Below are 25916 nucleotides of genomic sequence, written 5' to 3' on the forward strand. Positions count from 1 at the left end.
CTGCCTAACTGCTGGTGGAGCAGGATTCGTCGTCTGGCCGCACCTCGTAGGCGGGCACGAGGGCGGGGCGAGATGTCAAGCGCCCCACCATGACCGAGCGCACGTGCGCGGGAAGCGTCGGCGCGAACTTGCGCACGTAGGCGTCGGCCCACTCGGGCTTGTCCAATAGGAACGGAAAATCGGTGGTCATCATGCCGCGCACCACCAACATTGGCAGTGGGGCGTCCAGCGGCCGAAAATCCTTGTTCCACAAACCTGGTTGATCACAGCCCGGATAAAACTGTCCGAGCATGCTGCCGCGTTCCACGAATTTGGTCTTGAATTCCGCGTGGATCTCATCGATCAGCGTATGGTCCTTCAAGTTCGGAAATACTGTGATCAATGCGCGCAGCACCGAAGTCGAACTACCGTTCCGCGTCGGCAGTTCCGGATAGATCTCCAGAGCGTCGCGGACGATCGCGCGGACCCACATCGGCCTCGGATCCGCCGCTGGGACCTGCGCCAACCAGAGCAGGCTCCGCCGTATGGAGGGCTGTACGTACGGGCAGACCGGCCCGTCGCGGCCCAGTTCGTCGCTGGGTTGGGTCAGATAGGAATCGGCCCAAGATCGAAAAGCCGCCACCGTGGATCGGGCGGCGGGGCACGATGATCCGGTGTCCCCCAATGAGACCCATTGCAGCCCCGAGCGGGGGCCGATAACACGCTCGCTCATGACTCACCTCGGACTATCGAGCTACATCGAGCTACGGCAGACGGTGGCGCCGTTGCCCATACTTGAATAGTGCCCCGGTCATGGGCCGTTAACGCGAGCGGTCGGACACCCAATTCCTCGATGCCGCCCCGAATTTCGGGGGCAATCAAATAAAAAAAGACCGGTCAGGGGTGACCGGTCTTTCCTGTGAACTTGGGTCAGGCGCCGATGAGGCGCGCGGCCAAGTAGCCCTCCACTTGATCGAGAGCGATGCGCTGCTGGGCCATCGAGTCCCGTTCCCGCACCGTGACGGCCTGATCCTCCAGCGTCTCGAAGTCGACCGTGATGCAGAACGGGGTGCCGATCTCGTCCTGACGACGGTACCGGCGGCCGATGGCGCCGGCGTCGTCGAAGTCCACATTCCAGTTCTTGCGCAGCTGCGCGGCGAGGTCCTTGGCCTTCGGGGAGAGGTCCGCATTGCGCGACAGCGGCAGCACCGCCGCCTTGACAGGCGCCAGGCGCGGATCCAGGCGCAGGGTGGTGCGATCCTCGACCCCGCCCTTGGCCGTCGGCACCTGCTCGACGTGGTACGCGTCCACCAGAAACGCCATGAGCGAGCGGGTCAGACCGGCCGCCGGCTCGATCACGTACGGGATGAAGCGCTCATTGGTGTTCTGATCGAAGAAGCTCAGATCCGTGCCGGAATGCTCGGAGTGGGTCTTCAGGTCGAAGTCGGTGCGGTTGGCGACGCCCTCGAGCTCACCCCACTCGGAGCCCTGGAAGCGGAAGCGGTACTCGATGTCCACCGTGCGGGTGGAGTAGTGCGAGAGCTTCTCCTTCGGGTGCTCGTAGAGCCGCAGGTTCTCCGGATCGATGCCGAGGTCGGTGTACCAGGCCAGCCGGGTGTCGATCCAGTACTGGTGCCACTGCTCGTCCTCGCCGGGCTTGACGAAGAACTCCATCTCCATCTGCTCGAACTCGCGGGTGCGGAAGATGAAGTTGCCCGGGGTGATCTCGTTGCGGAAGGACTTACCGATCTGCGCGATGCCGAACGGGGGCTTCTTGCGCGCGGTGGTCTCGATGTTCTTGTAGTTCACGAAGATGCCCTGCGCGGTCTCCGGGCGCAGGTAGTGCATGCCCTCTTCGGATTCGACCGGGCCCAGGTAGGTCTTCAGCATCATGTTGAAGTCCTTGGGCTCGGTCCAGCGGCCCACGGTGCCGCAGTCGGGGCACGCGATGAGTTCCATGGACACCGAATCCGGATCATCGATCTTGTTCTTCTCGGCGTACGCCTCCTGCAGGTGGTCCTGCCGGTGCCGCTTGTGGCAGTTGAGGCATTCCACCAGCGGGTCGTTGAACACCGCGACGTGGCCCGAGGCCACCCACACCTGACGCGGCAGAATGATCGACGAGTCCAGGCCGACCACGTCGTCACGGCTGGTCACCATGGAACGCCACCACTGCCGCTTGATGTTCTCCTTGAGCTCGACGCCCAGCGGACCGTAATCCCAGGCCGATTTCGTTCCGCCGTAGATCTCGCCGCTCGGGTACACCAGACCCCGGCGTTTGGCGAGGTTGGCGACGGTGTCCACCTTCGACTTGGGTGCCACTGAACAGTTCTCCATCCGTGTCCGGAAGATTGCAAAGGATTCAGTCCAGACTATCTGCACGGCGCTACAGGATTCACACCGATGCCCGGTGCGGCTGATCCTCGCTCGACGCCGCAAGAAGCGGTGACGGCCGGGGGCACGTGGGGTTCGGGGCCAAGCCCTGACCGGTCCCGCGTGACGGGCCGTGTCACGTTTGACATGCGCACCCATGCATATAAGAATGGCATCGGTTTCCAATAAGGAGTTGGTTCGATGACCACGGACAGCGGCGCGCCCCTGCGGCGCTCGCACGTCGCGACGGAGACCCCGGCCGCGATTCCCCATGACCCGTATCCCTACCGGTCTCCCCAGCCGCCGGCCGTGCCGTCGCGAACCATTCTGGACTCCGCCGGAGAGCTACTGCGCGCACTCGCCGCCCCGGTGCGCATCGCCATCGTGCTGCAGCTCCGCGAGTCGCCGCGCTGCGTGCACGAACTGGTCGACACTCTCGGGGTGACCCAGCCCCTGATCAGCCAGCATCTGCGCATCCTGAAGTCCGCCGGGGTAGTGCGCGGCGAGCGCACCGGACGCGAGGTCATCTACGAACTGGTCGACGAGCATCTGGCGCATATCGTCATCGACGCGGTCGCACACGCCGAGGAAGGGTGATCCGTGGGAACAAGCGAGAAGACCGTCGGGGTCCGCAGCACCCGTCAGCGCAGCGCCATCGCCGCCCTGCTCGCGGACATCGACGAATTCCGCTCCGCGCAGGAACTGCACGACGAACTGCGCAAGCGCGGTGAGGGCATCGGCCTGACCACGGTCTACCGGACCCTGCAATCGCTGGCCGACGCCGGGATGGTCGACGTCCTGCGCACCGACTCCGGGGAATCGGTGTACCGGCAGTGCTCCACCGGGCACCACCATCACCTGGTCTGCCGCCAGTGCGGCCGCACCGTCGAGGTGGAGGGTCCGACCGTGGAGGCCTGGGCGGACTCGATCGCCACCGAGCACGGGTTCACCGACATCAGTCACACCATGGAGATCTTCGGCACCTGCCAGAACTGCTGCCACGCCAAGGACTGACGACCAATTAGGACAAGGCTGACATCCAGTTGTCATCTTGTCGAGAACGGATATTCGTTTTACGTTGGGCGCATGCCCAGAGTCAGCGAGGAACATCTGGAACGCCGCAGGCAGCAGATCCGCGTCGCCGCCCAGTCCTGCTTCGCCCGCAAGGGCCTGCACGCCACCACCATGCAGGACGTCTTCGCCGAATCCGGCCTCTCCGCCGGCGCGGTCTACCGCTACTTCAAGTCCAAGGACGACATCATCGAAGACCTCGCCACCGAGGCCACCGTCGACCTGCGCGCCGCCCTCAGCGAGGCCGTCTACAGCGACCCGCTGCCCACTCCCCCCGACCTGGTCCGCATCATGTGCGAGACCATCGTCCGCCTCAGCGCCCCCGGCGGGCCGGTCCGCATCATTCCGCAGGCCTGGTCGCTGGCCCTCACCGACGCCAATATCGCCGACTACGTCCGCACCACAATCCTCGGCGTCCGCCGCCTCTGGTTCGACTACGCCGAGCGCATGCGCGACGTCGGCTGGCTGCCCCCGGACGCCGACACCGACGCGGTGGCCAAGATCTTCCTCGGCCTACTACCCGGCTTCATCCTCCAGCACCTGATCCTCGGCGACGTCGACCCCGAAACCTTCGCCCGCGGCATCACCGAGATCCTCCCCGACTACCGCCGCGCCGCCGCGGTCGCCGCCGAAACCGCCCGAGCCTGAACCGATCTCGGGCGGAACCGGGCGAATGCGTCAGGGCAGCAGACCCTGGCGGGCGCGGCCCGCGCCGGAGAGGGTCAGCAGCAGGATCGTGGCCAGGGCCTCGTCCTCGAGGCCCGCGGCGGGGAAGGTGTAGCGCAGGATGACATCGGCGAGCTTCTCGCGGGACACCACGGTGAGCGTGCCGAACTGAAGGGCCGCATTGCGCTCGGCAACCCGCTTGTGCAGCTGGGGTTTCACCGGACGGTCCCAGGCCAGGATGCACATGAGGGCCAGGACATCCAGGCCGGGCGACAAGTTCACTCCGCGCAGCGAGCACAGTGCGCCCTCGTATTCGAAGCCGAGGCCGCCGTCCTCCTCGCGGACCTCCACGCCGTAGCGCAGCAGCACGGCGCGGGCGCGGTCCTGGAGCGCCTCGGCGGGGGTGACCTGGTCGGTCATTTCACACCCCCGAAACGACGGTCACGCTTGGCGTACTCCAGGCAGGCGTCCCAGAGGTTGCGGCGGTCGAAATCGGGGAAAAGCGTTTTCTGGAAGACGAATTCGGCGTACGCGGCCTGCCAGATCAGGAAGTTGGAGCTGCGCAGCTCACCCGAGGGACGCAGGAACAGGTCCACATCCGGCATATCGGGTTCGTCGAGGTAGCGGGCGACCGTGGCCTCGGTGACCTTCTCCGGATCGAGTTCCCCGGCGGCCACTCGGCGCGCGATTTCCCGTGCGGCGTCGGCGATCTCGGCGCGACCGCCGTAGTTGACGCACATGGTGAGGGTCATCACCGTATTGTCCTGGGTGAGTTCCTCCGCGATCTCCAATTCCTTGATCACGCTGCGCCACAGGCGCGGTCGACGGCCCGCCCAGCGCACCCGCACCCCCATCTCGTGCATCTCGTCGCGGCGACGGCGGATCACATCGCGGTTGAAGCCCATGAGGAAACGCACCTCCTCCGGGCTGCGCCGCCAGTTCTCGGTGGAGAAGGCATACGCCGACAGCCACTTCACGCCCAGCTCGATGCAGCCCTCGACAGTGTCCATGAGCACCGCCTCGCCGCGCTCGTGGCCCGCCGTGCGCGGCAGCCCGCGCTCCTGGGCCCAGCGGCCGTTGCCGTCCATCACCAGCGCCACATGCTTGGGCACGAACTCCGCCGGAATCGCCGGCGGCTTCGCCCCCGACGGATGCGGCGACGGCGGCCGCACAACACGCTGCTCAGTCGATGACTTCCGGTTCCCGATCACGCCCACCATCCTGCCCGACGCCCCACAGCGCCGGACGCCGCCTACACCATTGCCATCAGACCTCCACATTTCCGCCACCGAACGGCGCGCGGTGGCCGGGGGAAACCGGCGTGTTTCCTGGACGGCACGAAGAGGCGTGGCATGAGAACCGAACGCGGCCGCGCCGAAGCGGCCGAGCTGCGACGGACCGAGGCGATCCGCACACGAAAAGCCAAGGGCCGCGGGCACTGACAGCGAGGTGCTCCGACGGCGTCGACCGTCAGCCGATGGCAGTCCGGGACCGTCCGACGGCCTCGTGCGGGCGGGTGCGCTCGATCAGTGGGAGGGTGCGCAGTTGGCGTTCGAGGTGCCACTGCACATGCGCGGCGATGAGGCCACTGGCCTGGCGGCGCACGGTGTCGGGGACGGCGTCGACGCCGGACCAGTCGCCGCGGTTGAGGGCGCTCATGTGGTCGAGGACGCCGACCATGGGGGTGGCGGCGCCGGGCGGGCGGCAGTGCACGCAGACCGCGCCGCCCGCGGCCACGTGGAAGGCGCGGTGTGGGCCGGGAGTGGCGCAGCGGGCGCAGTCGTCGAGGGCGGGGGCCCAGCCGGCGAAGGCCATGGCGCGCAACAGGTATGCGTCGAGGATCAGCTCGTGCGGGCGGCGGCCCAGGGCAATGGCGCGCAGCGCGCCGGCGGTGAGGGTGTGCAGGCGGGCGGCGGGAGCGCCCTCCTCGCCCGCCAGGCGTTCGGCGGTTTCGAGCACGGCGCAGGCGGTGGTGTAGCGGCCATAGTCGGCGACGATGTCGGCGGCGAAGGTCTCGACCGTGTGCACCTGGGTCACGGTATCGAGATTGCGTCCCGGATGCAGTTGCACATCCACGTAGGCGAAGGGCTCGAGCCGCGCCCCGAACTTGGAGCGGGTGCGCCGCACCCCCTTGGCGACCGCGCGCACCAGACCGTGCTGGCGGGTCAGCAACGTGACGATGCGGTCTGCCTCGCCCAGCTTGTGCTGGCGCAGCACCACCGCATGATCCCGATACAACCGCACCGCAACAGTCTCGCACGCGCGACCGACCGGGCGGCGACGAGTCGCCGGGTGTGTGCCGATCAGCGGTTCGTCGGCGAGGTGAGCACCGGCGCTCGACACATTGGACGTGTGAGTCAGAGTCGCGCTAAGTTACTCTCCAGTATAAAAGAGACGGGATTCACAATGACACTGGCGCCGGTCGGCGAACTCGGGCTGACGGAACTCGCGACGGCACTGGCGGCGGGCAAGCTCACCTCGGTCGAGGCGACCACCGCCGCCCTCGACCGGATCGAGGCCAGCCAGGGGGCGCTCAATGCCTTCCGCATCGTGCGGCGGTCCGAAGCGCTCGCCGAGGCCGCCGAGGCTGATCGCAAACTCGCTGCCGGACAACGCGATCCGCTGCTCGGGGTACCGCTCGCCATCAAGGACGACACCGACCTGGCGGGCGCCCCGACGGCCTTCGGCTGCGGCGGCGACTTTCCCGCCGAGACCGAGGACGCCGAAGCGGTGCGGCGGTTGCGCGCGGCCGGAGCGGTCATCGTCGGCAAGACCAACACCTGTGAGCTCGGACAACTGCCGTTCACCAGTGGAGATGCCTTCGGGCACACCACGAATCCCTGGGGCGCCGGGCACACGCCGGGCGGCTCGTCCGGCGGCTCCGGCGCGGCGGTGGCGGCCGGATTGGTGCCCGCCGCACTGGGTTCCGACGGTGCGGGCTCGGTCCGCATCCCGGCGGCCTGGAACAACCTGGTGGGCATCAAGCCGCAGCGCGGCCGCATCTCGACCTGGCCGCTGCCGGAAGCCTTCTACGGCCTCACCGTGAACGGCCCACTGGCCCGCACCGTCGCCGACGCGGCTCTACTGCTGGACGCGGCCGCCGGACCCCATCCGGGCGATCTGCACACTCCGCCCGCGCTGCGCGTCTCCGACGCCGTGGGCCGGGATCCCGGCCGGCTCCGGATCGCCCTGTCGCTGCGCATCCCGTTCACCGCCACCAGGACCACGCTCGATCGCGAGGTCGAGGCCCGTGTGCACGCCACGGCGACCACGCTGCGCCGCCTCGGCCACGAGGTCACCATCGCCGACGTCCACTACGGCGTCCTGATGGGCGCGACCTTCCTCCCGCGCTCCATGGTCGGCATTCGTGAAGCGTTGAACCGCCTCCCCGGTGCGCAGGTGGACCCGCGCACCACCCACAACGCCACGGTCGGCCGCATTCTCTCGCCGCTGCTGTTCGCCGCCCGGCAGGCAGAACCCTTGCTGCGCAAGCGAACCGGCCGCATCTTCAACGACTTCGACCTCGTCCTCGCCCCCACCACCGCCACCCCGCCCCCGGGCGTCCACGACATCGACGACATCGGCAACTGGACCACCAACGAACTCATCACCGCCGCCTGCCCCTACACCTGGCCGTGGAACGTCCTCGGCTGGCCCGCCGTCAACATCCCCTCGGGCTTCACCGCCACCGGCCTCCCCGTCGGCTCCCAGCTGATGGGCCCGGCCAACTCCGAACCACTCCTGGTTTCCGTTGCCGCCCAACTGGAATCGGAGCTGGAGTGGCACAAGACCCGCCCGGCGCCCTGGTGGCCCCAGCCCTGATCCCATGCGCCGGGCTCCTGCCCGGCAACGGGAACAGAAGCCAGCGGATCGATACCGCGGCAACGGCGGCCGCCCAGGCGACCATCGGTTCGCTGGACCCGGCGACGGCACAAGATCTCCGCCGCTCGATACCGTCGACCCGCCGGCAATGCGGACTACTCGCCGAATCGCCTCAGCGCGGGTGGCGCGCCGACGTACCGAAACCGAATAGCTGGCAGGCCAAGGCAATCCGCTGCACGTGCCCGCAGCCACGGCGGGCGGCCGCGAGCGGGTGGCGGGTCAGAAGCCGAGCTTGCCGAGCTGCTTGGGGTCGCGCTGCCAGTCCTTGGCGACCTTCACGTGCAGGTGGAGGTAGATACGGGTGCCGAGGATGTGCTCGATCTGCTTGCGGGCGTTGGTGCCCACCTCTTTGAGGCGCGAGCCGCCCTTGCCGATGATGATGGCCTTCTGGCTGGGTCGTTCGACGTAGAGGAGGGCGTGGACATCCAGCATGTCCCGAGCGGAGCGAGGGCCATCGGATTCCGTCTCGTTCTCTTCGCGTTCGAGGACCTCTTCGATGACCACGGCCAGGGAGTGCGGGAGCTCGTCGCGGACGCCCTCGAGGGCGGCCTCGCGGATGAGCTCGGCCATGAGGACTTCCTCGGGCTCGTCGGTGAGCTCGCCATCGGGGTAGAAGGCCGGGCCCTCCGGCATTTTCGAGGCGATGACGTCGATCAGCGTCTCGACCTGTTCGCCCTTGACCGCCGACACCGGCACCAATTCGGCCTCCGGGCCGAGCAACTGGGACAGGGCCATCAGCTGTCCGGCGACCTGATCGCGGCTCACCTTGTCGATCTTGGTGACCACGCCGATGAGGGTGGTCTTCGGGGCCATCTGCTTGATCTGCTCCACGATCCAGCGGTCGCCGGGGCCGATCTTCTCGTCCGCCGGAATGCAGATGGCGATGACGTCGACTTCCGAATACGTATCGCGCACCAGGTCATTGAGCCGCTGGCCGAGCAGCGTGCGCGGCCGGTGCAGGCCCGGGGTGTCCACCAGGATGAGCTGCGCGTGATCGCGGTGCACGATGCCGCGGATGGTGTGCCGCGTGGTCTGCGGCCGCGAGGAGGTGATGGCGATCTTCTGCCCCACCATGGCATTGGTCAGCGTGGACTTGCCGGTGTTCGGCCGACCCACGAAACACACGAAGCCGGAACGGAATTCGTCGGTGTCGCTCACTCGAAAACCTCCGATTCGCTGTCCAGATCGAAGCCCGCCGGGACCGCGCGCTCCCCCGCCACGTTGTCGGCGGTGGGCCGCTGTGCCGCAATGGGATTCTCGACGCCGTAATCCGCGGGCGAACCCGCCTCCAGCACCTCGAACACCGCACCCTTGGCATCGGTGAAAATGATTCGCGCCGAAGGCGATACCTCCCGCACCGCCGACACCCCGAGATCCGACAGCTTGCCCGCGACCACCACGGCCGCCTCGAAACCCTCGGCGCCACTGGAGATCGCGGCCGCCACCGCCGCCTGCAACGCCGTCAGCTTCAGCACGGACAGCTCCACCATCCCGGCGGCATACGTGCGTCCATCGGTGTCGCGCACGGCCGCGCCGCCACTGCCGCCGGTGCGGCCCATGGCGCCACGAGCGAGGACCAACAGCTTGTTGTCCTCGACATCCAATTCAGTCATCGGCCTCTCCATCCTCGTGTGCGCCCGCGGCCGGCTCACTGTCCGCCGGTTCGGGTCTCGTCCTCTCCGGGGCCTTGCGCACCACCACGGTATGGATCCGCATGCGGCCGCGGGCATCGGCCCCGCCCTCCCCCTTCAATTGCAGGCCGTGGATGACGGCCTTGGAGCCGGGCAGCGGGACGCGGCCCAGCGCATGGGCGAGCAGACCGCCGACGGTGTCGACGTCCTCCTCCTCGATCTGCATGTCGAACAGTTCACCCAGATCGTCCACGGGCAGTCGCGCCGAGACCCGGAACTTGCCGCTGCCGATCTTCTCGATCGGCGCGATCTCGTCCCTGTCGTACTCGTCGGCGATCTCGCCCACGATCTCCTCGAGGATGTCCTCGATGGTGACCAGCCCGGCGATGCCGCCGTACTCGTCCACCAGCACCGCCATATGGTTGCGGCGGCGCTGCATCTCGTCCAGCAGCGCGTCCAGCGGCTTCGAGTCGGGCATGAACACGGCGGGCCGCATGACCTGCCGCACCTTCACCTTCCGGTTCCGATCCGCGTACGGCACAAGGTCTTTCAGATACACGATGCCGAGAATGTCGTCGACGTTCTCGCCGATCACCGGGATCCGCGAGTGCCCGGACCGCACCGCCAGCGACATGGCCTGCGCCGCGGTCTTCTCCGCCTCGATCCACACCATCTCGGTGCGCGGCACCATGACCTCGCGCGCCGGAGTGGTGTCGAGCTCGAAGACGGACTGGATCATGCGGCGCTCGTCGGCGTCCACCACGCCGCGCTCGCCCGCCAGATCCACCACCTCACGCAGTTCGATCTCGGAAGCGAAGGGGCCGTTGCGGAAACCCTTGCCGGGGGTGATCGCATTACCGATCAGAATCAGCAGCCGGCTGATCGGGCCCAGCAGCGAGCCGATGGCCTGCAAGGGCAGCGACGCGCCCAGCGCCAGCGAATACGCGTGCTGGCGGCCCAGCGTGCGCGGTCCGACACCGATCACCAGGTAGTCGACCAGCACCATGACCGCCGCGGTGATCAGCAACGCCGGAACCTCGTCGAACCAGGCCATGAGCACCGCCGCCAGCAGCACCGTCGCGGTGATCTCGCACGTGAGGCGCAGCAGCACCATGAGATTCACGTAGCGCGGCCGATCCGCGATGATGCGCGCCAGCCGCGAAGCCCCGGCGCGCTCGGCGCGCACCAGATCCTCCACGCGCGCGGGCGAGATGGTGTTCAGCGCCGAATCCAGCGCCGCGAAGACGCCGCCCGCGGGGACCAGGACGATCGCCAGCAGGAGCAGAACGAAGGAATTCACGCCGGACCCAGCGGATCACCGGTGGAATCGGTGAATCCGGTCTTGCCCAGTAGCCGGCGATCGCGCTCGGCCAGTTCCTCGCGAACCTGTTCCCGGCGCACGTGCTCGTACCAGCCCGCGAGCAGGGAGGCCTGGAGCGCGAACATCTCCTTTTCCTCCTCCGGCTCGGCATGGTCGTAGCCGAGGAGGTGCAGGACGCCGTGCACGGTCAGCAGCGCCAGCTCGTGATCCATGGAATGCCCGGCCTTCTCGGCCTGCTGGGCCGCGAACTCCGGGCAGAGCACGATATCGCCGAGCATGGACGGGCCGGGCTCGGCGGCGTCGGGCCGCCCGCCCGGTTCGAGCTCGTCCATGGGGAACGACATGACGTCGGTCGGACCCGGTAGGTCCATCCACCGCATGTGCAGATCCGCCATGGTGTCGAGATCGACCAGCACCATCGACAGTTCCGCCGCCGGATGGACGTCCATCTGGCCGATCACGAAGCGCGCGACGCTGACCAGTTCTTCTTCGGATACCTCGATACCCGATTCGTTGGCGATCTCGATACTCACCCGATCAGCCTAGTGGCCGAGTTCAGTGTCGCTCGCCCCGGCTCGCGGCACGTCGTTGCGCGCGATTGCCCGGATAGTGGACGGCGGCCGGTGGCCGCGACTCCGCCTCGTATCGGTCGTAGGCGTCGACGATAGCCCCGACCAGCCGGTGACGGACCACATCGGCGCTGGTGAGTTCCGCGATATGGATGTCGTCGATGGCGTGCAGGATCTCCGTCGCAGCCCGCAGACCCGACCGCGCGTTATTGGGCAGATCGACCTGGGTGATGTCACCGGTCACCACGATCTTGGACCCGAAGCCCAGGCGCGTGAGGAACATCTTCATCTGCTCGGCCGTGGTGTTCTGCGCCTCATCAAGAATGATGAAAGAATCATTAAGCGTTCTACCACGCATATACGCCAGTGGCGCGACCTCGATGACACCGGCCTGCATGAGCTTCGGGATCGCCTCGGGATCCATCATGTCGTGCAGCGCGTCGTACAGCGGACGCAGATACGGGTCGATCTTTTCGTTCAACGTGCCCGGCAGGAACCCCAGCCGCTCACCCGCCTCGACCGCGGGCCGGGTCAGGATGATGCGGTTGACCTGCTTGGACTGCAACGCCTGCACGGCCTTGGCCATGGCCAGATACGTCTTGCCGGTACCGGCCGGGCCCACCCCGAAGACGATGGTGTGCGCGTCGATGGCATCGACGTAACGCTTCTGGTTGAGGGTCTTGGGCCGGATGGTCTTGCCGCGCCGGGACAGGATGTCCAGGCTCAGCACCTCCGCCGGGGAATCCGAGGAACCCTCGGTGAGCATGGTGTAGGTGTGCCGCACCGCCTCGGGCGTGACCACCCGGTTGCGCGCGGTGAGCGCCACCAGCTGGGCCACCACGCGCTCCGCCAGCGCGACATCGGCCGGTTTGCCGGTCAGGGTGACGGAATTGCCGCGGACGTGGATGTCGGCATCCAGGAGGCGCTCGAGTTCACGCAGGTTCTCGTCAGCCGAACCCAGGAATCCGAACACCGATTCCGGTGCCAATTCGATGCTGGAACGAACGGTCCGTCCCGCTGGTCCGGAACCGTTGCCGCCGGCGCCGATGCCGGCAATGGGTGTGCTCTGATCGCCGAGTTCGCCTGGTGTTCTCAAAAGTGGCTATGGCCTGCTTTCCGGTCTCGATGCCGTTTGCGTTGACAGAAGTTTACCGCCGCCCACCGACACCGCCCAGTGAATAAACCGCTATCAGCAGGGAGAACGACGCGGTGTCATCCAACTGCCGCAGGCCCGAATCCATTCCGTGGCGAACCGGGCCGGGGCCGACTACCAGCGCGGGGTGAGCGCGCCCAGCGCGCCGAGGGCGACGGCGGCGGCGGTGGAGGTGCGCAGCACGGTCGGGCCGAGCAGCACGATGTCGGCGCCGACGTCGGCGAGGGCCGTCAGCTCCGCATCGTCCAAGCCGCCTTCGGGGCCGACGATGAGGACGACCTCGGGGACGCCGTCGAAAGACAGTTCGGTCAAACGGGATTCGCCGGACTCATGGAGGGCGGCGACGACCGCACCGTTCGCCTTCGCGGTACGGACCAATGCGAGCAGGTCCCGCGTACTGTGCAGCTCCGCGACATCCGGGATGTAGGCCCGGCGGGATTGGCGCGCGGCCTGTTTGGCCGCGGCACGCCACTTCTCGACGCCCTTGCGGGCCTTGGCCTCCCAGTTGGAGACGCAGCGCAGGGCCTGCCAGGGGACGATGGCGTCGGCGCCCGCCTCCGTCATCAGTTCGACCGCCAGTTCCGAACGGTCGGACTTGGGCAGCGCCTGCACCACCGTCACCTGCGGGGTCCAGGGTTCGGCCACCCGCTTGGCCAGCACCTTCAGTTCGAGGCGATCCTTCTGGGCCGCAACCACTTCCGAATCGGCGAGGATCCCGTGCCCGTCGGAGAGGGTGATGGGTTCCCCGACCCGGATGCGGCGCACCGTGGCAGCGTGACGGCCCTCGGGGCCGTCCAGCACCGCGGTCGCACCCGGTTCGGGGATGTCGTCGAGGTAGAAGACGGTGGCGGCCAACGGATCAGCGTCCGCTGAAGGAGGCCCGCAGGCGCGCGAACAGGCCCGAGTTGTGCTCGGACTGCGCCGACAGCACCTCGGTGTGCTCGTTCACCCGCATGCCCTTGTACTTGTGCAGCAGGTCGGCCTGCTTGGAGTCGAGCTTGGTCGGCACCACGATGTCGAGGTGCGCGATCAGGTCGCCGCGCGAGTTGGCGCGCAGTTTGGGCATGCCGTGGCCGCGCAGCACCGACGCCTCGCCGGGCTGCGTGCCGGCCGGGATGGTCAGTTCCACCGGGCCGTCGAGGATGGTGTCGATGACGACGGTGGCGCCGAGCGCGGCGTCCACCATCGGGACCCGGATGGTGCAGTGCAGGTCGTCGCCGTCGCGTACGAAGGTGTCGTGCGGCTGCTCGACGATCTCCACGTACAGGTCGCCGGCCGGGCCGCCGCCGGGGCCGACCTCGCCCTGCGCGGCCAGCCGTACCCGCATGCCGTTGGCTACACCGGCCGGGATGGGCGCGGCGATCTCGCGGCGCGAGCGCACGCGGCCGTCGCCGCCGCACTTGCGGCAGGGGTCGGGGATGGTCTCGCCCGCACCACGGCAGGTGGGGCAGGGCCGGGAGGTCATGACCTGGCCCAGGAAGGACCGCTGCACGGTCTGCACTTCGCCCGCGCCGCCACAGGTTTCGCAGCGCACCGGCTTGGAGTTGCCGTTGGTGCCCGAGCCCTGGCACAGATCGCAGAGGATGGCGGTGTCGACGGTCAGGTGCTTGGTGACCCCGACCGCGCACTCCTGCAACGACAGTCGCGTGCGCAGCAGCGAATCCGCGCCGGGCTGCACGCGGCCGCGCGGCTTGCGGCCCCCGGCGGAGGTGTTCATGCCCCCGAAGAAGGCCTCGAACACGTCGCCCAGACCGCCGAAGCCGGCGCCGGAGAAGCCGCCGCCCATGCCGGCGCCGGATTCCAACGGATCACCGCCGAGGTCGACGACGCGCCGCTTCTCCGGGTCGGCCAGCACCTCGTAGGCCGTGGAGACCTCGCGGAACTTCTCCTGTGCCTCCGGATCCGGGTTGACGTCGGGATGCAGTTCGCGCGCCAGCTTTCGGTAGGCGCGCTTGATCTCCTGGTCGGTCGCATTGCGTGCGACTCCGAGCAGTGCGTAATAGTCCCGTGCCACGTGTGCTCTCTAGTCCTGTTTCGTCTCTCCGCTTGCTCACCGTTCGGCGAGCACCTCACCGATGTATCGGGCGACCGCCGCCACCGAGGCGATGGTCCCCGGGTAGTCCATGCGGGTCGGCCCCAGCACCCCCATACCTCCGAGCACCGTACCGGTCACGCCGTAACCGGTGGACACCACGGCCGTCCCGCGCATCTGCTCGAGCTGAGTCTCCTCGCCGATCTGCACCGTCACGGTACCCGGGACCTGCGCCGCAGCCAGCAGCTTCAGTACGATCACCTGCTCCTCGAGGGCCTCCAGCACCGTACGCATCGAACCGGGGAAACCATTCCCGGCGAAGTCGGAGGCATTGCGCGTGAGATTGGCGGTGCCGCCCAGCACGAGCCGCTCCTCGGGATGCTCGACCAGGGTCTCGACCAGCACGGTGGAGACGCGGATCAGGACATCGCGCAGCTTCGGCGGGGAATGCTCGGGCAGTTCGGCGACCGATGCGGAGGCGGCGGCCAGGCGCTTGCCCTCCATGGCCTTGCCGAGCATGCCGCGCAGGGCGGCCAGATCCTGCTCGCTGATCAGGTTGCCGAGATCGACCAGGCGTTGATCGACGCGGCCGGTGTCGGTGATGACCACCAGCAGCAGCCGGGCCGGGTTCAGCGCGACGACCTCGATATGACGCACGGTGGAGGCGGACACGGTCGGGTACTGGACCATGGCGACCTGCCGGGTCAGCTGGGCCAACAGGCGGACACCGCGGCGCAGCACATCGTCGAGATCGACGCCGCTCTCCAGGAATTCCATGATCGCCCGGCGTTCCGCGCTCGATAGCGGCTTGACCTCGGCGATGTGGTCGACGAACTGACGGTAGCCCTTGTCGGTGGGGATACGGCCGGACGAGGTGTGCGGCTGGGTGATGTAGCCCTCGGCCTCCAGCACCGCCATGTCATTGCGGACAGTGGCGCTGGACACGCCCAGATTGTGCCGCTCCACCAGGGTCTTGGACCCGATGGGTTCCTTCGTCGCGATGTAGTCCGCGACGATGGCCCGCAGGACCTCGAGCCGTCGCTGCTCGGTGCTCGACATGGTGGCCCCACCTCCTTGCTCGCCCTCGGGTACGCGTCGTGCACGCCCGAGCCCTCCGCGGCAGGCAACAGCCGATTTTTCGGTGCCGGCCACGCGGATCTCCCGGATTATCTCCTCCAGTTTAGTGGCCCCGACGCAAGTTGCCGTGCCACCGCCCGTCACCTGGGCGGAGCCAGCCAGCCGCCAGGTGCCCCGCCCTGCTTCCACTTGATGCCGCAGCCCACGCTCGGCGTGTGCGGTTCGGGCACGGGCCGACCGGCCAGGACCAGCTCGAACGCGGCCCGTAGTGAGGAGCCGTCGGCCGGTTCCCGATTGCCCGGGGTGGCGGCGTCGAACCGCCCGCGATAGGCCAGCCGCCGGTCGGCGTCATAGAGGAACAGGTCCGGTGTGCACGCGGCCCGATACGCGCGGGCCACCTCCTGCGACTCATCGACCAGATACGGGAACCGAAACCCGGCCCGCCGCACCTGATCTCGCAGCTGCGCGGCATCGTCATCGGGATAGTTGACGACGTCGTTGCTGCAGATCGCGACCGTGGCCAGCCCCCGCTCGGCCAGCTCCGCGGTCACCGCCCCGAACGCGTCCTCGATTCTGCGCACGTAGGGACAGTGGTTCGACAGGAACGCCACCAACAGCACGGGATCCTTCGCGAAACTGTCCAGCGAGACCTCGGTGCCATCCACCGCGGGCAGCGTGAATTCCGGTGCGGGCGTGCCGATCGGCACCATGGACGATGAGAGCGCCATGCCCCATTGTCACCGACTGGCAGCCGCCTACACCACTGTGGCGGCATCGGCCGGATAGGAGGAACGGGCCGGCGTGGGAGGCGTCGATCGCGGAAGCGAGTTATGTCAGCCCAGGAGGGTGCGGACAACGCCGTCCGCGAGCAGACGGCCGCGGTCGGTGAGAATCACGCGGTCGTTCACGCGCTCGGCGAGGCCGTCGGCGATGACGCGGTCGACGGCGGCGCGGCCGTCGGCGTCGAGATCGGCCAGTGGGAGGCCGGTGCGCAGGCGGACGGTGAGCATGACGCGTTCGGTGTAGCGCTCGTCGGCGGTGAGGGATTCCCAGCCGGCGGCGGGGAGGCCGCCCGCGAGGACTCGATCCGCGTAGCGCGCAGGATGTTTCACGTTCCACCAGCGGACGCCGCCGACATGACTGTGCGCGCCCGGGCCCGCGCCGAGCCAGTCGCCGCCGTCCCAGTAGCCCAGGTTGTGGCGGCAGCGGGCCCGGTCGGAGGCGGCCCAGTTGGAAACCTCGTACCAATCCAGGCCCGCGGCGGCCAGGCGGGCGTCGAGGCGCTCGTAGCGCGCGGCCAGGACGTCGTCGTCGGGGGCGGGGAGTTCACCGCGCCGGACGCGGCGAGCCAGGGCGGTGCCGTCCTCCACGATCAGGGAGTAGGCCGATACGTGGTCGACGCCCGCGGACAGCACGGCGTCGAGGCTGGCGTCCAGATCCGCGTCGGTTTCCCCGGGCGTGCCGTAGATGAGGTCGAGATTGACGTGCTCGATGCCCGCGGCGCGCGCTTCCTCGGCAGCGGCCACGGCCCGGCCGGGCGTGTGGGTGCGGTCCAAGATCTTCAGCACGTGCTGGGCGGCGGACTGCATGCCGAGCGAGACGCGGGTGTATCCGGCCGCGCGGATGCGGTCGAAGAATTCGGGCGAGGTGGATTCCGGATTGGATTCGGTGGTCACCTCCGCGCCGGGAGCGAGGGTGAAGTTGTCGCGGATGGCGTCGAGGACCCCGGCGAGCCCGTCCCCACCGAGCAGCGACGGCGTCCCGCCGCCCACGAATACCGTCTCGACCGCGGGCGTCGCCGACGGCAGCGCGTCGAATTCCCGTGCGGCAGTGGCCAGTTCCCGGCGCAGCGCCTCGAACCACGACTCCGGCGAGGACGAACTGCCCAGCTCACCCGCCGTATAGGTGTTGAAGTCGCAGTATCCGCACCGCGTCGCGCAGAACGGCACGTGCACATAGATCCCGAACGCCCCGCCCCCGAAATCGCGCAGCACGGGCGCGTCCGCCGCGGCGGTGCCGGAGGTCCGTTCGGGAGCAGTGGAGGTCACCCATCCAGTGTGACCGGTTGTCCGGGTCACAGCGCACCCGCCCGCGACGGGACCCGTTCTCGGACTGCGTGCGACCGCGAATCCGGATACATTCCAAGGGATTTCGGCGAGCCGCGCGAGCGGCTCCAGGTGCGGACGGGGGCGAGCCGATGATCGAGGTGCCGCGGCACGAGATCGATGCCAGGTCGATCAGGGAGGTCGACGAGGGCTCGGTGGCTCCGGTGGTCTATCGGTCGCGGATGCCGGTGCGGCCGGAGGGACCGAACTTCTCACGGTCCATGGACGGCTCGCTGCTGGCAGCGATGCTCATATCGGATCCGGCCGCATTGCGGGCGCGGACCTGGTATTTCGCCCACTCGACCGAGCAGACGGTGACGCGGCGGTTCCGGGCCGTCGGCATCGAATCCGGATTCGACCGCCACGACAGGGTGGCGGGCTGGCGGGCCGCGTTCTGGTGGGCGCTCGTCGCCCGGGACGCCGAGGCCATGGGTGAACTGGTCGAATACCCGATCGAGCGGCTGCGCGAGTTCGGCGACGGCGCCTTCGACGACTTCCAGTACGAGTGGGTGCGACTGCTGCAGACGGCCTGGCGGTTCGGCCCGAAGAGCGTCTACGAGGCGGCCTGGGCGCTGGACACCACCAGCCGGGTGGGCGCGCAGCGGGTGACGGACCTGCTGTTCCGCCCGGTGGTGGACGTGTTCATCCGGCTGGCGGACGGCGATTCGGACGGCTTCGACTGGGAGCTGACCAATGCGCTGCGGCTGCATCGCGCATTCTTCGACACCGACGCCTGGCGCAACGATCCCGAGGGCGTCTTCGCCCTGCCGCTACTGGGTCTGGCCTGCTGGGCGCGGGATCTGGGCTATCGGACCGCCATCCGCTCCGAGTACTTACCGGCCGGATTCATCGATCGCCCGGACTGGGCGATCTCGCCGGAACTGGCCGATGAGCTGAGCCGGCTGGCCGCGGCCAAGGCCCGGCTCGCGGCGGCCGACGGCGACCGGAGCACGTAATCTCGACGCCCGTCCGTCCAGGTCAACCGTCCAAAGGTTAGCCGGGCATTGATCTATGACGCCCGTCACAAATCGGACGAGATATCCAGGGGATTTCCCGGAAAACTGCGGAAAATTCGACCCAGCAGTCGGAACGACCCGTCTGACGTGGCACAATAAGCCGCATGACTGGACTTGGAGTTCGACTCGTGGCGCGTCGCCATGTCGACTTCAAGCGTGTCTGCAGCGCGAGCTGTCTGCCGGGAAGCCTCCGGTAGATCGGCTCCCATTCTCCCGGAATCCGGCGTCCGCCTGACGCCGTAAGAGCCGGTTCTCTGATATCGGAGGCGTGAGCCAGCCCTTCCGCCTGCCCGCAAGACTCTTCAGGAGCGACCCCATGACGTCGAGCACCGACGCCACCAGTTCCGACAGCGCTCATTCCGCCCAGCCCGAGAAGCCCGTCACCGGGCGACGCGTGCGCCCGGATCGCCCGCGATCGGAAGCGCCCGTCGCGCCGCGGGAGCGCACCGCGCGGCCGGTGAAGCGCAAGTCCGAGGGGCAGTGGGCGCTCGGGTACCGCGAGCCGCTCAATGCCAACGAACAGAGCAAGAAGGACGACAACCCGCTGAACGTGCGGGCGCGCATCGAGAACATCTACTCCAAGGCCGGATTCGACTCCATCGACAAGAGTGATCTGCGCGGCCGCATGCGCTGGTGGGGTCTCTACACCCAGCGCGAGCAGGGCTACGACGGCACCTTCACCGGCGACGAGAACATCGACCTGCTCGAGGCCCGCTACTTCATGATGCGAGTGCGCTGCGACGGCGGCGCACTCAACCTGAAGCAGCTGCGCACCATCGCCGGCATCTCCACCGAGTTCGCCCGCGACACCGCGGACCTGTCCGACCGCGAGAACGTCCAGTATCACTGGATCGAGATCGAGAACGTGCCGGAGATCTGGCGGCGGCTCGAAGAGGTCGGTCTGCAGACCACCGAGGCGTGCGGCGACTGCCCGCGCGTGGTGCTGGGTTCCCCGCTGGCGGGTGAATCGCTCACCGAGATCATCGATCCCACCTGGGCCGTCGATGAGATCGTCAAGCGATACATCGGCAAGAAGGAATACTCCAACCTGCCGCGCAAGTTCAAGACCGCCATCTCCGGTCAGCAGGACGTGGTGCATGAGATCAACGACGTCGCCTTCATCGGTGTCGAGCATCCCGAGCACGGCCCGGGCCTGGACCTGTGGGTCGGCGGCGGCCTGTCCACCAACCCGATGCTGGCGCAGCGCGTGGGAGCGTGGGTGCCGCTGGCCGAGGTGCCGGACGTGTGGGAGGCCGTCGTGGCGCTGTTCCGTGACTACGGCTACCGCCGCCTGCGCACCAAGGCCCGCCTCAAGTTCCTGGTGAAGGACTGGGGCATCGAGAAGTTCCGCCAGGTGCTCGAGGACGAGTACCTGAAGCGCAAGCTCATCGACGGCCCGGCCCCCGAGCAGCCGCAGCGCCCGATCGACCACATCGGCGTGCAGAAGTTGCGCAACGGCCGCAACGCCATCGGCTTCTCCCCCATCGCGGGCCGCGTGTCGGGCACCGTCCTGACCCAGGTGGCCGACGCCGTGGAGGCCGCGGGTTCTGATCGCGTCCGGTTCACCCCGTACCAGAAGCTGATCGTGCTCGACGTGCCCGACGACAAGGTCGAGTGGCTCATCGAGCAGCTGGAACCGCTGGGCCTGCACGGCCGCCCGTCGCACTGGCGGCGAAACCTGCTGGCGTGCAGCGGTATCGAGTTCTGCAAGCTGTCGTTCACCGAGACCCGCAAGCGATCGCAGGTGCTGGCGCCCGAGCTGGAGCAGCGGCTCGCCGACATCAACGCACAGCTGGACGTTCCGATCACCATCAATATCAACGGCTGCCCCAATTCCTGCGGCCGCTCGCAGATCGCCGACATCGGCTTCAAGGGCCAGCTGGTCGACGATGGCGAGGGGAATCAGATCGAAGGCTTCCAGGTTCACCTCGGTGGCAGCCTTGGTCTCGACTCCGGTTTCGGCCGGAAGTTGCGCCAGCACAAGGTCACCAGCGAAGAGCTGGGGGATTACATCGAGCGTGTCGTGCGCAACTTCGTCAAGAACCGTGATGAGGGTGAGCGTTTCGCGCGGTGGGCGGTCCGAGCCGATGAAGCAGACCTGCGGTAGTTGGGAGAAACATCCATGACCACAACGAAACTCGCGGAATCCGAGCTGCGCTCCCTGGCCGAGAAGGGCAATGCCGAGCTCGGCCCCGACGCGACCGCGCAGGAACTGCTGCAGTGGACCGAGGACACCTTCGGCTCGAATTACATTGTGGCGTCCAATATGCAGGACGCGGTACTGGTGCAGCTGGCCTCACAGGTCCGCTCCGGCGTGGACGTGCTGTTCCTCGACACCGGGTACCACTTCGCCGAGACCATCGGCACTCGGGACGCGGTGGAACTGGTCTACGGCGTGAACATCGTGAACGTAGAGCCGGAACACACTGTGGCCGAACAGGATCAGCTGCTGGGCAAGGATCTGTTCGCACGGGACGCCGGTGAATGCTGCCGCCTGCGCAAGGTCGTTCCCCTGAAGAAGTCCCTGGCGGGTTACAACGCCTGGGTTACCGGCATCCGCCGGGTGGAGGCGCCGACTCGCGCCAACGCGCCCCTCATCTCCTACGACGAGGCCTTCGGCCTGGTGAAGATCAACCCGATCGCCGCCTGGTCCGATGACGAGATGGCGGCCTACATCGAGGCCAACGGCATCCTCGTCAATCCCCTTGTGGAGGAGGGGTATCCGTCCATCGGTTGCGCTCCGTGCACGCGGAAGCCGGAACCGGGATCCGATCCGCGATCCGGCCGCTGGGCCGGGCTCGCCAAGACCGAATGCGGGTTGCACGCGTCATGACCTCTCTCGCTGAATCCGATGTCCTCGCTCCGCTGGGAGCAGAATTCGACACCCTCGCCGCCCTCGAATCCGAGTCCATCCACATCTTCCGTGAGGTGGCGGGCGAATTCGAGCGGCCGGTGATCCTGTTCTCCGGCGGCAAGGACTCCACCGTCCTGCTGCACCTGGCGATCAAGGCCTTCTGGCCCGCGCCGCTGCCGTTCGCGCTGCTGCACGTGGACACCGGGCACAACCTGCCCGAGGTCCTCGAGTTCCGCGACAAGGTGGTCGAGAAGTACGGGCTGCGACTGCATGTCGCCTCGGTGGAGGACTACCTCGCCGACGGCCGCCTGACCGAGCGCCCGGACGGCATCCGCAACCCACTGCAGACCGTGCCGCTGCTGGACGCCATCAATGAGAACCGCTTCGACGCGGTCTTCGGCGGCGGCCGACGCGACGAGGAGCGCTCGCGCGCCAAGGAGCGCATCTTCTCGCTGCGCGACGCCTTCGGCCGCTGGGACCCCAAGCGGCAGCGACCGGAGCTGTGGAACCTGTACAACGGTCGCCACGCTCCGGGCGAGCACGTGCGCGTGTTCCCGATCTCCAACTGGACCGAGCTCGACATCTGGCGCTACATCGCCCGCGAGGACGTGGAGCTGGCCAGCATCTACTACGCCCACGAGCGTCCGGTCTACCAGCGCGACGGCATGTGGATGACCCCCGGCGTGTGGGGCGGCCCGGCCGAGAACGAGGAACTGCTGATCAAGTCGGTGCGCTACCGCACTGTCGGCGACGGATCCACCACCGGCGCAATACTTTCCGAGGCGGCCGACAACGAGGCGATTCTCGCCGAGGTCGCGGCCTCCCGCCTCACCGAGCGTGGCGCGACGCGTGGCGACGACCGAGTGTCGGAAGCGGCGATGGAAGACCGCAAACGAGAAGGCTACTTCTGATGAGGGCACCTGGCGTGGCGCACCGCGTCCAACCCTGGGCGAGCGACGACCGCGTGTCCCGAGCAGCCATGGACGACCGCAAACGAGAGGGTTACTTCTGATGTCCGACCTGTTGAGACTGGCCACCGCCGGATCGGTCGACGACGGCAAGTCCACTCTGGTCGGCCGGCTGCTGTACGACACCAAATCCGTGCTGGCGGACCAGATCGACGCGGTGACCCGCGCCTCGGTCGACAAGGGTCTGTCCACGCCGGATCTGTCGCTGCTGGTGGACGGCCTGCGCGCCGAGCGCGAGCAGGGCATCACCATCGACGTGGCATACCGCTACTTCGCCACGCCCAAGCGGTCTTTCGTGCTCGCCGACACCCCGGGCCACGTGCAGTACACCCGTAACACGGTCTCGGGCGCGTCGACGGCGCAGCTGGTGATCCTGCTGGTGGATGCCCGTAAAGGCGTCATCGAGCAGACCCGCCGGCACACCGCGGTCATGGCGCTGCTGGGTGTGCCGAAGCTGGTGCTGGCGGTCAACAAGATCGATCTGGTCGACGATCCGGCGGGCGTGTTCGAGCGGATCTCGTCCGAATTCAACGAGCTGACAACCAAGCTCGGCTGGTCTCCGGAGGACGTTCAACAGATCCCGGTCTCCGCGCTGCACGGTGACAATGTGGCCTCGCGCTCGGCCAACACCCCGTACTACAGCGGACCCTCGCTCATCGAGCACCTGGAGTCGGTGCCGGTGGACGCGGACGCGCACGGCCGCCATCGGGTGGGGCTGCGTTTCCCGGTGCAGTACGTGATCCGCCCGCGCACCGCCGAGTACCCGGACTACCGCGGTTACGCGGGACAGGTCGCGGCGGGTGTGGTGTCGAAGGGCGACGAGGTCGTGGTGCTGCCGTCCGGCACCCGCACCACGGTCGAGCGCATCGACACCCCGAACGGCGAACTGGCGTCGGCGCAGCCGGGCCGCAGCGTCACCCTCGTCCTGGCCGACGACGTGGACGTCTCGCGCGGTGACGTGATCGCCGCCGCCGCCGACGCCCCCGAGCCGATCGATTCCTTCGACGCGACCGTCTGCTGGCTCGGAGACAAGCCGCTGCGCCCGGGCGCGCGCCTGCTGCTCAAGCACGGCACCCGCACTACCCAGGCCATTGTGGGCGCGCTGCTGGAGCGCTTCGACGAGCAGCATCTGGCCGCCGATCCGAACCCGGAGTCGCTGTCGCTCAACGACATCGGCCGCATCTCGGTGCGCGTGGCCGACCCGATCGTGGCCGACGACTACAACGTCGACCGCCACACCGGTTCGTTCCTGCTGATCGATCCCGCGGGCGGCAATACCCTCGCCGCCGGCCTGGTCGGCGACGCGCTGACGGCGGTCGAGGTCGGCGCTCCGGCCGAATTCGGCTCCGAAGCCGGAGTCTGAGGTGAATCCGCCCGGCAACGACGCGGTTCCGGCCGTCCCGCCGGGCGGAGCCGCCGCCCACCGCGCTCCCGGTGCCCTGTCGACGGTGCGCGGCGGTCCCTTCCGACTCGAGCACGCGCCCGCGCTCATCGCCGTGGCGCACGGCAGCCGGGATCCGCGCTCGGCCGCGACCATGCGTGCCGTGGTAGCGCGGATCGCGGCCCAGCGGCCGGATCTCGATGTGCGCCTGGCCTTTCTGGATCTGAGCACCCCGTCGGTGGATCAGGTCGTGGATGCCGTTGCGTCCGAAAGACATTCGCGTGCCATTGTGGTTCCGCTGCTGCTGGGCAGTGCTTTTCACGCGCGCGTGGATCTTCCCGGACTGCTGGAAGACGCGCGCGCCCGCCATCCCCAGCTGCGCTTGACCCAGGCCGAGGTGCTCGGTCCCGATCCGCATCTGATCATCGCCCTGCGCGATCGCATCGCGGCCGCCATGGCCGCCGACGGCGCGTCCGCGGCCCTGACCGAGCTCGCGTCCCCGCACGTCCGGCGACGGCCCGCCGGTCCCCGCTGGGGCATAGCCGTTGCCGCCGTGGGCTCTTCATCCGCGGCCGCCAATACCCGCACCGGCGATGTGGCGCGACTGCTCTCCGCCATGACCGGCTGGGATACCGAAATCTGCTTCGCCACCACCCAACCCACGGTGCAGAAGGCATTCGCCCGGCTGCGGGCGCGCGGAGCCGAGCGGATCCTCATCGCGCCCTGGTTCCTGGCCCCGGGCCTGCTCACCGACCGCCTGCGAGACGCCCTACCGTGGCTGCCGCAGGCCGCGACGATCGGCGCGCACCCACTGCTCGCCGAGGTCGCGCTGGACCGCTACGCCGCCGCCTCCCTCCCGCTCGAACTCTCGGCCTGACGCCCGCGTCGACCACGTCCCCCGCGCGTCCCAACCCGATCGACCAGGGGCTCGGCCGGCACCGTTCGGCATATCCCCGTGCGCCGCTGTGCCGCGGTCGGCCCAGGGCGGCACACCGATGCCCTCGGCCCACAATGCCGGTGTTCACGACGCCCGCGCCGTGCGCACACTCGAGAACATCAGCGCTGTTGAGTGCCGACTTCGGGGATGGGGAGGTATGGGATCAGGGAGTGGGCGAGGTTGGTGATGGTCAAGGACTGGAGCCAGACTCGGCCGGGGCCGGTGAGGGCGGCGAGGAAGAGGCCGTCGCCGCCGAAGAGGACATTGCGGATGCCCTTGACCATGGTGATGTCGAAATCGACTGTGGCGTCGAACAATCCGACGTGGCCGGGGTGGACGCGGAGGGTTTCGCCGGGACCCAGGTCGTAGTGGACTACCTCGCCGGAGAGTTCCAGCCACGCGTAACCGTCGCCGCTGAGGCGTTGCAGGGTGAAGCCGGCGCCACCGAAGATCCCCGCGCCGAGGCGGCGTTGGAAACTCAGGGCGATGCGGACATCACCTGCGGCGCAGAGGAATCCGTGGCGGTGGACCAGATACTCACGGTCCTTGCCGACCTGCACCGGCAGGATCTGGCCGGGGAGTTTGGCGGCGAACGCGACGCGGCCCGGTTCGCGGTGGGCGGTGTATTCGGTCATGAAGAGCCCGGCTCCCGCCATGGCGCGGCGAACCGCGCCGAAGACGCCGCCCGCCGCACCCCGGGTGGAGGTGTTGAGCCGGATGGCGTCGGTCATCCAGGAGAGCTGGCCCGCCTCCGCGATGAGCCGGTCACCCGGATCGAGGGCGACCTCGAGCACCGGCATGACGGTCCCGCGAATTCTGGCGTCCATCAGGTTCTCCCCTCCCTCGCACGACAGCTCACACCAGTGTGCCCGGAGGCGGGCCGCCGCGGGGATCATTGCCG

At 68.3% G+C, this 25916-nt stretch carries 26 protein-coding genes and 1 pseudogene; 11 read left to right on the plus strand and 16 right to left on the minus strand.

What is annotated here, in order from left to right; translation table 11 throughout:
• Nucleotides 1-4 precede the first annotated feature (4 nt).
• Both GLP40_RS06355 and GLP40_RS06360 read right to left on the minus strand, forming a co-directional pair.
• Entirely contained in the window at nucleotides 5-712 is a 708-nt protein-coding gene (locus GLP40_RS06355; RefSeq protein ID WP_230329306.1) for a DUF6875 domain-containing protein, read from the minus strand.
• A gap of 197 nt (nucleotides 713-909) precedes the next feature.
• On the minus strand, nucleotides 910-2301 hold the full coding sequence (locus tag GLP40_RS06360; RefSeq protein WP_328289785.1) for a glycine--tRNA ligase: 1392 nt from the start codon (nucleotides 2299-2301) through the stop codon (nucleotides 910-912).
• A 252-nt stretch (nucleotides 2302-2553) separates the two neighbouring features.
• Here GLP40_RS06360 and GLP40_RS06365 point away from each other — a divergent pair, with 252 nt between their 5' ends.
• The 3 genes from GLP40_RS06365 to GLP40_RS06375 all read left to right on the plus strand — a co-directional run bounded on the left by GLP40_RS06365 (nucleotide 2554) and on the right by GLP40_RS06375 (nucleotide 4071).
• Nucleotides 2554-2949, plus strand: coding sequence for an ArsR/SmtB family transcription factor (locus GLP40_RS06365; protein ID WP_040861788.1), 396 nt, complete (start codon nucleotides 2554-2556; stop codon nucleotides 2947-2949).
• A 3-nt stretch (nucleotides 2950-2952) separates the two neighbouring features.
• Entirely contained in the window at nucleotides 2953-3366 is a 414-nt protein-coding gene (locus tag GLP40_RS06370; protein ID WP_328289786.1) for a Fur family transcriptional regulator, read from the plus strand.
• 72 nt (nucleotides 3367-3438) lie between these two features.
• Nucleotides 3439-4071, plus strand: a complete 633-nt coding sequence (locus GLP40_RS06375) for a TetR/AcrR family transcriptional regulator (protein ID WP_154786938.1) — start codon at nucleotides 3439-3441, stop codon at nucleotides 4069-4071.
• A gap of 30 nt (nucleotides 4072-4101) precedes the next feature.
• On the opposite strand, the gene GLP40_RS06380 is transcribed toward GLP40_RS06375, so the two are convergent.
• The 3 genes from GLP40_RS06380 to recO all read right to left on the minus strand — a co-directional run bounded on the left by GLP40_RS06380 (nucleotide 4102) and on the right by recO (nucleotide 6333).
• The gene (locus GLP40_RS06380; RefSeq protein WP_154786939.1) at nucleotides 4102-4509 is read right to left on the minus strand and encodes a hypothetical protein; all 408 of its coding nucleotides are present in this window, start codon (nucleotides 4507-4509) and stop codon (nucleotides 4102-4104) included.
• The gene (locus tag GLP40_RS06385; protein ID WP_154786940.1) at nucleotides 4506-5309 is read right to left on the minus strand and encodes an isoprenyl transferase; all 804 of its coding nucleotides are present in this window, start codon (nucleotides 5307-5309) and stop codon (nucleotides 4506-4508) included. The genes GLP40_RS06380 and GLP40_RS06385 overlap by 4 nt, the downstream gene beginning before the upstream one ends.
• Before the next feature lie 250 nt (nucleotides 5310-5559).
• Nucleotides 5560-6333: a DNA repair protein RecO gene (recO, locus tag GLP40_RS06390; protein WP_328289787.1), complete on the minus strand. Its 774-nt coding sequence runs from the start codon at nucleotides 6331-6333 to the stop codon at nucleotides 5560-5562.
• Between the two features lie 162 nt (nucleotides 6334-6495).
• Between recO and GLP40_RS06395 the strand changes: the two genes are divergently transcribed.
• Nucleotides 6496-7911 (plus strand): amidase, encoded by a 1416-nt coding sequence (locus GLP40_RS06395; protein ID WP_154786941.1) that lies wholly within the window; start codon nucleotides 6496-6498, stop codon nucleotides 7909-7911.
• A 279-nt stretch (nucleotides 7912-8190) separates the two neighbouring features.
• Here GLP40_RS06395 and era read toward each other — a convergent pair whose 3' ends face one another.
• From era to hemW, 10 genes and pseudogenes are all read right to left on the minus strand, one after another.
• Complete coding sequence (gene era, locus GLP40_RS06400) at nucleotides 8191-9129, minus strand: GTPase Era (protein WP_328289788.1); 939 nt, start codon at nucleotides 9127-9129, stop codon at nucleotides 8191-8193.
• Between the two features lie 137 nt (nucleotides 9130-9266).
• Nucleotides 9267-9584, minus strand: a pseudogene (locus GLP40_RS06405) (cytidine deaminase); the annotation flags it as partial.
• Entirely contained in the window at nucleotides 9577-10902 is a 1326-nt protein-coding gene (locus GLP40_RS06410) for a hemolysin family protein (protein WP_328289789.1), read from the minus strand. The gene GLP40_RS06410 and the pseudogene GLP40_RS06405, both read right to left, overlap by 8 nt.
• Complete coding sequence (gene ybeY / locus GLP40_RS06415; RefSeq protein ID WP_328289790.1) at nucleotides 10899-11456, minus strand: rRNA maturation RNase YbeY; 558 nt, start codon at nucleotides 11454-11456, stop codon at nucleotides 10899-10901. Before ybeY ends, GLP40_RS06410 begins: the two co-directional genes overlap by 4 nt.
• Before the next feature lie 22 nt (nucleotides 11457-11478).
• On the minus strand, nucleotides 11479-12549 hold the full coding sequence (locus GLP40_RS06420) for a PhoH family protein (RefSeq protein ID WP_328289880.1): 1071 nt from the start codon (nucleotides 12547-12549) through the stop codon (nucleotides 11479-11481).
• A gap of 210 nt (nucleotides 12550-12759) precedes the next feature.
• Complete coding sequence (locus tag GLP40_RS06425) at nucleotides 12760-13500, minus strand: 16S rRNA (uracil(1498)-N(3))-methyltransferase (protein ID WP_154786943.1); 741 nt, start codon at nucleotides 13498-13500, stop codon at nucleotides 12760-12762.
• Nucleotides 13501-13504: 4 nt separating this feature from the next.
• Nucleotides 13505-14659, minus strand: a complete 1155-nt coding sequence (gene dnaJ / locus GLP40_RS06430) for a molecular chaperone DnaJ (protein ID WP_328289791.1) — start codon at nucleotides 14657-14659, stop codon at nucleotides 13505-13507.
• Between the two features lie 36 nt (nucleotides 14660-14695).
• Nucleotides 14696-15736 carry a heat-inducible transcriptional repressor HrcA gene (gene hrcA / locus GLP40_RS06435; RefSeq protein WP_154786944.1) on the minus strand — a complete coding sequence of 347 codons (1041 nt, stop codon included), beginning with the start codon at nucleotides 15734-15736 and terminating at the stop codon, nucleotides 14696-14698.
• A 158-nt stretch (nucleotides 15737-15894) separates the two neighbouring features.
• Complete coding sequence (locus tag GLP40_RS06440) at nucleotides 15895-16482, minus strand: thioredoxin family protein (protein ID WP_154786945.1); 588 nt, start codon at nucleotides 16480-16482, stop codon at nucleotides 15895-15897.
• Between the two features lie 105 nt (nucleotides 16483-16587).
• Complete coding sequence (hemW, locus tag GLP40_RS06445) at nucleotides 16588-17748, minus strand: radical SAM family heme chaperone HemW (protein ID WP_328289881.1); 1161 nt, start codon at nucleotides 17746-17748, stop codon at nucleotides 16588-16590.
• Between the two features lie 203 nt (nucleotides 17749-17951).
• Here hemW and GLP40_RS06450 point away from each other — a divergent pair, with 203 nt between their 5' ends.
• The 7 genes from GLP40_RS06450 to GLP40_RS06475 all read left to right on the plus strand — a co-directional run bounded on the left by GLP40_RS06450 (nucleotide 17952) and on the right by GLP40_RS06475 (nucleotide 24955).
• On the plus strand, nucleotides 17952-18815 hold the full coding sequence (locus GLP40_RS06450; protein ID WP_154786947.1) for an immunity 49 family protein: 864 nt from the start codon (nucleotides 17952-17954) through the stop codon (nucleotides 18813-18815).
• 164 nt (nucleotides 18816-18979) lie between these two features.
• Nucleotides 18980-19072 (plus strand): Ms4527A family Cys-rich leader peptide, encoded by a 93-nt coding sequence (locus tag GLP40_RS35015; RefSeq protein ID WP_354835468.1) that lies wholly within the window; start codon nucleotides 18980-18982, stop codon nucleotides 19070-19072.
• 119 nt (nucleotides 19073-19191) lie between these two features.
• Entirely contained in the window at nucleotides 19192-20982 is a 1791-nt protein-coding gene (locus GLP40_RS06455) for a nitrite/sulfite reductase (RefSeq protein WP_154786948.1), read from the plus strand.
• A gap of 15 nt (nucleotides 20983-20997) precedes the next feature.
• Nucleotides 20998-21708 carry a phosphoadenylyl-sulfate reductase gene (locus GLP40_RS06460; protein WP_154786949.1) on the plus strand — a complete coding sequence of 237 codons (711 nt, stop codon included), beginning with the start codon at nucleotides 20998-21000 and terminating at the stop codon, nucleotides 21706-21708.
• Complete coding sequence (gene cysD, locus GLP40_RS06465) at nucleotides 21687-22640, plus strand: sulfate adenylyltransferase subunit CysD (protein WP_196054548.1); 954 nt, start codon at nucleotides 21687-21689, stop codon at nucleotides 22638-22640. The genes GLP40_RS06460 and cysD overlap by 22 nt, the downstream gene beginning before the upstream one ends.
• Before the next feature lie 100 nt (nucleotides 22641-22740).
• Complete coding sequence (locus tag GLP40_RS06470; protein WP_154786951.1) at nucleotides 22741-24060, plus strand: sulfate adenylyltransferase subunit 1; 1320 nt, start codon at nucleotides 22741-22743, stop codon at nucleotides 24058-24060.
• 172 nt (nucleotides 24061-24232) lie between these two features.
• Nucleotides 24233-24955, plus strand: a complete 723-nt coding sequence (locus tag GLP40_RS06475; RefSeq protein ID WP_154787279.1) for a sirohydrochlorin chelatase — start codon at nucleotides 24233-24235, stop codon at nucleotides 24953-24955.
• A gap of 179 nt (nucleotides 24956-25134) precedes the next feature.
• Here GLP40_RS06475 and GLP40_RS06480 read toward each other — a convergent pair whose 3' ends face one another.
• Entirely contained in the window at nucleotides 25135-25842 is a 708-nt protein-coding gene (locus tag GLP40_RS06480; RefSeq protein ID WP_154786952.1) for a TIGR00266 family protein, read from the minus strand.
• Nucleotides 25843-25916: the final 74 nt, after the last annotated feature.

This window comes from Nocardia aurantiaca (genome assembly GCF_009708175.1).
Taxonomy (GTDB): domain Bacteria; phylum Actinomycetota; class Actinomycetes; order Mycobacteriales; family Mycobacteriaceae; genus Nocardia; species Nocardia aurantiaca.